The sequence below is a fragment of the Reinekea sp. genome (genome assembly GCF_982785585.1).
In genome coordinates, this window is record NZ_CEYAVF010000061.1 from 1 (window position 1) to 5445 (window position 5445).

At 50.7% G+C, this 5445-nt stretch carries 5 protein-coding genes; 2 read left to right on the forward strand and 3 right to left on the reverse strand.

The window, feature by feature from the left end:
• Positions 1-257 precede the first annotated feature (257 nt).
• The 3 genes from AC4FIC_RS14865 to AC4FIC_RS14875 are packed head-to-tail and all read right to left on the reverse strand — an operon-like array spanning position 258 to position 3292.
• Positions 258-1142 carry a glycosyltransferase family 2 protein gene (locus tag AC4FIC_RS14865; RefSeq protein WP_474334607.1) on the reverse strand — a complete coding sequence of 295 codons (885 nt, stop codon included), beginning with the start codon at positions 1140-1142 and terminating at the stop codon, positions 258-260.
• Complete coding sequence (locus AC4FIC_RS14870) at positions 1133-2257, reverse strand: capsular polysaccharide export protein, LipB/KpsS family (RefSeq protein ID WP_490359438.1); 1125 nt, start codon at positions 2255-2257, stop codon at positions 1133-1135. The genes AC4FIC_RS14865 and AC4FIC_RS14870 overlap by 10 nt, the downstream gene beginning before the upstream one ends.
• A 33-nt stretch (positions 2258-2290) precedes the next feature.
• Positions 2291-3292 (reverse strand): NAD-dependent epimerase, encoded by a 1002-nt coding sequence (locus AC4FIC_RS14875; protein ID WP_273284466.1) that lies wholly within the window; start codon positions 3290-3292, stop codon positions 2291-2293.
• A 157-nt stretch (positions 3293-3449) separates the two neighbouring features.
• Between AC4FIC_RS14875 and lptF the strand changes: the two genes are divergently transcribed.
• Both lptF and AC4FIC_RS14885 read left to right on the forward strand, forming a co-directional pair.
• Entirely contained in the window at positions 3450-4562 is a 1113-nt protein-coding gene (lptF, locus tag AC4FIC_RS14880; protein WP_490359439.1) for an LPS export ABC transporter permease LptF, read from the forward strand.
• The coding region (locus AC4FIC_RS14885) for an LptF/LptG family permease (RefSeq protein WP_490359440.1) at positions 4559-5445 on the forward strand (887 nt) is incomplete at its 3' end. The genes lptF and AC4FIC_RS14885, both read left to right, overlap by 4 nt.

Here is a 5445-nt window from a genome sequence, read left to right on the forward strand (position 1 = left end):
TTCTATCCTTGTTAACGATGTTTGAGGTTTAACGCCTCAACGGGGCAAAGCACAGTTCATTAGGACACCAGTATATAGGGTTGGTGTGTGGGTTCAAATGGCAAAGTTGGCTGCGTTAGCGTTGGAATTGATAAGTTGATTCGAATAGGGCCTGGTGTAGCCCTTAAGTTGGCGTTAAAAGGGCTTTCGGTTGCTTTTTGATCATGCCATCGGCTTAAGCCAGCATGATTCGCTGGCAAGTTCGGCTACTCTTGGGATTAAGGCTTAGGCTCCATTAGATCTGCCAAGAATGCAGGCAGCCCCTTCTCCTGACCTATAACCCCTATTTCACTTAACACCGTTCGTTGTGCATCGCTAATCAACAGATGATTATATTCCTGCTCCAAGGTGCCATTGTTATACATCGGCACCCAACGCTTGATATGGGGTCCCATTTTAACCTTTGGGCGGCCCAATTTCTCAGCTCTGCCGGCTATATTGGTTTCAAATTGGCTATAAGTTCGGTAAGGGAAATGGTGCACCTGCAAATCGCTATTGTTGTATTTTGACCAGAACTTGAGATGCCTGGCTCGGTGGTTGCCACCCTTAATTTTCCACAATAGCCTAGGCTGAACAATTACCTTGGGGCTGATCTTTACCAGCTGCATCGAGCAACTGGGGTCATTAATTTGAGACTCACCACTATACAGAATCGGAGATTTGACAAAATATTCGGCTTGATAGAACGGTAATTGAGCACTTTCCATCTCGCGGGTCAGTAGGCGATTATAGCGCTGTACCGTCTGTACCGTCGCATCCTCGCTTAGTACTTCTGGGATAGACAGGCCGTCCTTCGGCCACCAAAATTCATCGGCGTCATTGGGTATTACATGGCTCACCCCGAATACATCCCGCGCCTGGCGAGCCATGGCGGTCATCCATTTTGACTGTTGATAGCTGGAATCCGGGTTGTCGATCACAACTAAATCGGACCGTTCCGCCTGATCGCGCAGATAGTCCAAGGTACCGTCGGTAGAACCGTTGTCCATAACGATAAACTGGTTAATGCCTTTGGCGCGATGAAAGCGCAGATTTAGGTCAATAATGTCGATCTCATTCTTGACGAGTAACACCATCGCCACCTTATTGGGTTTTACTGCCATGGTGTTTCTCCATTGAATCGGTGCAATCGCTTTATGATGCCTTGGATATGAGCCGGTTCGGCGGCTCGCCAATCACCGGTAATTTGGTATTCTTGTCTTAAATAGGCAAACAACCCGCTAATGGCGTCTGCATCCGGGGTCCAGTCGGTCAATTGGCCAATCGCCCTATTCAGTTCGTCGAGGTTGTCGGCGCCAAGGGTCATACCCGGCATGCGATAAAAGGCTTGGCCCACAACTATTAGCTTCTTTCCCGCGGCCAGGGCTTCAATACCAACGGTTGAATTGATGGTTAAAACGGCTTGCGAGTGGGCGACCAAGGTTTTTGAGTCAATATCGGTGATAACAGTCACACCCTGCTCCTGAAGCAGCTGGAGCACGTTAGCATTGGGTGTGCTGCATTTGGGATGCGGCTTTACCACCAATTGCAAACCAGCTGCTTTAAAGGCTGGCTGGGCTGCGAGCAGAATTTCTGCCAAATGGCCCATATTCTTAACCCATGGAGAATAACAGACTATCTGGCTGTCGCCGTTGACCTGAAATGGCACCAATACGAAGCGTTCTGGCAGCTTATCTGGGCGCGTGGGAGACTGAATCGCTTTGGGGTCTGGCTGGTTGCCTGAATGGGTGACCCTGTAATCCCGATAAAAGCTGGGATCTCTCGATAAAGAATTACCATAATTAACCCCTCGAACATCGAGAGTGGTATGGCCAGGCAACAGTCCGTTTTCCATATAGCGTAGTTTGATGCCCAATTCCTCACAGCACAAACACCAGAGTTGTTGGCGGTGTTTTAGGCCATTCCAGACAACTGAATGGGCCACATCCTCGCGGGATAGGAAACGATAGTAACTGTTATAGAGCCACATGGACTTCAGTAGCAAGGCCCAGCGGTATAGCTGCGCGGCTCCGGCCGGTAGGGCTCGTCCCCGGCTGTTGTCAGTCTTGCGGCTAGCCTGCTGTACGATACCTAACAGGCGTTTATCGTACTTCATTAGCGGCCAAGCGTTTTTGACCGACTTGAACCAACAGACACTCATGCTGGGTTCCTGGGCCGCTATTTTGCTAAAATAGCGACGATGCAATTGGGTGGCCGCAAAGAACATTAGTTTTTCCAACTGAGCATCCTAATTAGGCTGATGGGCCCTAGGTTATATTTTGTAATATTGTCGATACCATTTCACCACTTCGTTGACACCGGTTTGAATATCCGTTGTCGGCCTATAGTCTGTCTTTTCTTGAATGAGACTGACGTCGGCATAGGTCGACGGAACATCACCGGCCTGCATATCCATATAAATTTTTTCCGCCTCCATGCCAGATGCCTTTTCCAATGCAGCTATAAAGTCCATCAACCTAACCGGTTGTGAATTGCCGATATTCAGCACCTGGTAAGGTGCGCCACTGTTGGCAGGTGACAGCTTGGTCGGCTTAACCGAACGCACCGGGATCGCACCCGCGGCGGCAACTATTCCCTGAACTATGTCGTCTATATAGGTAAAATCGCGTTCCATATTGCCATGATTAAATATCTTAATCGGGGTGCCCTGCAAAATAGCGCGGGAAAACAAAAACGGCGCCATATCGGGACGTCCCCAAGGCCCATACACCGTGAAGAAACGCAAGCCGGTAGTGGGTATGCCGTAAAGGTGGCTATAAGAGTGCGCCATCACTTCGTTGGCTTTTTTTGTCGCGGCATAGAGCGATACCGGGTGATCCACTGCGTGATGTTCGGAAAAGGGCTGGGTTTCATTCTCGCCATAAACAGAGCTCGATGACGCGTAAATCAGATGTTCAACCTCATGCTGGCGTGCCAATTCTAAAATATTGGCAAAACCCACCAGATTGGAGTCGATGTAGGTGGCGGGGTTTTCAATCGAGTAGCGCACACCGGCCTGAGCGGCTAGATGATAAATTACCTCAAAATGGTATTTGTCGGCCAGGGCCGTTACCGCGGTCCGATCTTCAATACCCATCTTAACAAAGGTGAAGTTCTCGAATGAAGCCAAACGAGCAAGCCGATCTTGCTTTAGTTGAACATCATAATAGTCATTCAGATTATCTATCCCGACGACCTGGCTTCCCATTGATAGCAGATGAAGGGCCAACTCATTACCAATAAAACCCGCGGCACCCGTTACCAATATTGTCATAAAGCTCTCTTACAGCGGATTTTAGAGGGAGGATCTTAGGGTACGGCGCGGACCTAGGCAACCCTAACCCGGCTCCCTTAACGCCTGAGCACTATGAATCTGCCCAATAGGCCGCTAAAATCGCCTCTTATCACCTTAGGTTTCAACGCCAGACTCTATGTTTATACTGTATCGCTACCTGGCCAAGGCCATTGCCCTGCCGACCCTGGCTGTCACGGCCGTGGCTCTGGCGCTATTCAGCACCACCCGCTTTATCCGCTTGCTTGAACGAGCCGTCGAAAATGGCATTGGCTCGGAAGTGTTTACCGTGCTCTTGTTGAATATGCCGGCCTATCTGGCTGAAGTCTTACCGCTCGGTCTCTATTTGGGCGTGATTCTCGGCATCGGCAAGCTCTACAGCGAAAATGAAATCACCGCGATGATCTCCTCCGGTGTTCCTAATAGAGTGCTCTATATAGGGGTACTGGTGCCGGCAGCGGTAACAACCCTAATCCTGTGGGCCATTATGCTCTGGTTGGCGCCCCTCAGTTCGTCCAAGGCCGATGAGATGTGGCGCATTTTGGCGGCCCAAACCTCCTACGATCTAATCCAGACCGGCGAATTTAATGACATCGATAAGAACGGTAAAATTCTCTATGTCGAAGGCCAGTCCGATCAGGGTGACCTAAGCGGCTTATTCTTCGGTGACCCGGCACGCATGCAGTTTATCTGGTCGAACTCGGCAACCCTGATCCAAAACCAAGACGATAAGGCGCGGTATTTTCGCTTCAATCAGGGCATCCAATTTATTGGCGTACCCGGCAGCGGCAGCAATAAAGAGAACGGAAACGGAAACGGAAACGATAATAGCAATAGCAGCAGATCGACCTTTGAGAGCCAATCGATACAAATCTCCTCGCCTCAGCCGCAAGGCAAACCCAATAAGGCGCATCTGATGACCAATGCAGAGCTTCTGGCTCAGGACACCCGCTGGAATATCACCGAGTTGATCTATAGATTGTTGTTTCCGCTGATCGCCCTAGTGCTGGCCATCCTGGGTTTAGCATTTGCGCGTACCAAACCTCGGCAAGGGCGCTTTACCATGGTGTTACCGGCCATCATTGCCTATTCGGTTTATACCGTGATGTTGAGCGGATCGATTCGGCCGGTCTATCGCAGTCAGGCGCCCTACTTTACCGCCATGTGGTGGGTGCATCTGCTGTTTTTGGCCTTGGCGGGTCTTATTATCCTCTGGCCCCAATTGACCTTTCGCTTGAGGAGAACCCGATGATCCTCAGTAAATATATTTTTAAGTCGATGTTTATGGCGATCTTCGTCACCCTGGTGGCCATCGGGCTGATCGACTATGTAATGGCCCTGCTCAATGAATTGAATTATCGCCTCGATGGCGCCTATCAGGCGCAACAGGCCTTTTGGTTTATCACCCTCACCACGCCCGGCCGACTCTATGCCTTTTTTCCTTACATCTGTTTGATTGGGGTGCTGTTTGCCTTCGGTACCATGGCCGATCACCGAGAGTTGGTAATCATCGAATCGACCGGTCTATCGAAGGGTAAGATTATCGCGCGCACCCTCTATGGCCCCATCGTCTGGCTTATTCTCGCCTTTGGCATCGGCGAGAGTCTGGTGCCCAAGCTCGATCAACAGGGCTATGAACTGCGCAACGTGGCCGCGGCACAGGGCTCAACTCAATACGGTGTGTGGCATCGGGATCAGGACACCTACTACTTCTTCAAGGCCGTTAAGAAGGATGGCAGTGTCGCAGCCGGTTTCTCGGTGAAGTACGACACGCTGACCGATGCGATGATCTACGACAGCTTCGATGCCATTAGCCTAACCGATGCGGGTGACTGGCAGTTTAACGGCTTGGCTCGCTATACCAATCAGAGTGGCGCTGCGTGGCAGAACGAATTTAGCGGCCAGAGTGAACCGTGGGATACCAATCTCACGCCGGATTTGCTCTGGTTATTGACCTCACCGGACGCCAAGTTGTCGGTCTTCAAGCTCTTTGAATATTCCAACTATCTGTCGGCCCAACAACTGAGCGATGACAACTTCCGTCTGCAATTCTGGCAACGGGTGCTGCAACCGGTGCTCAGCTTGGCGCTGATCTGGTTGGCCATTACCTTTATCTTTGGCCCGCTGCGCCAATC

Coding starts and splice junctions, on each gene's coding strand:
- AC4FIC_RS14865 (WP_474334607.1), bottom strand. CDS start 1,142: ATGGCAGTAAAACCCAATAAGGTGGCGATGGTGTTACTCGTCAAGAAT.
- AC4FIC_RS14875 (WP_273284466.1), bottom strand. CDS start 3,292: ATGACAATATTGGTAACGGGTGCCGCGGGTTTTATTGGTAATGAGTTG.
- lptF (WP_490359439.1), top strand. CDS start 3,450: ATGTTTATACTGTATCGCTACCTGGCCAAGGCCATTGCCCTGCCGACC.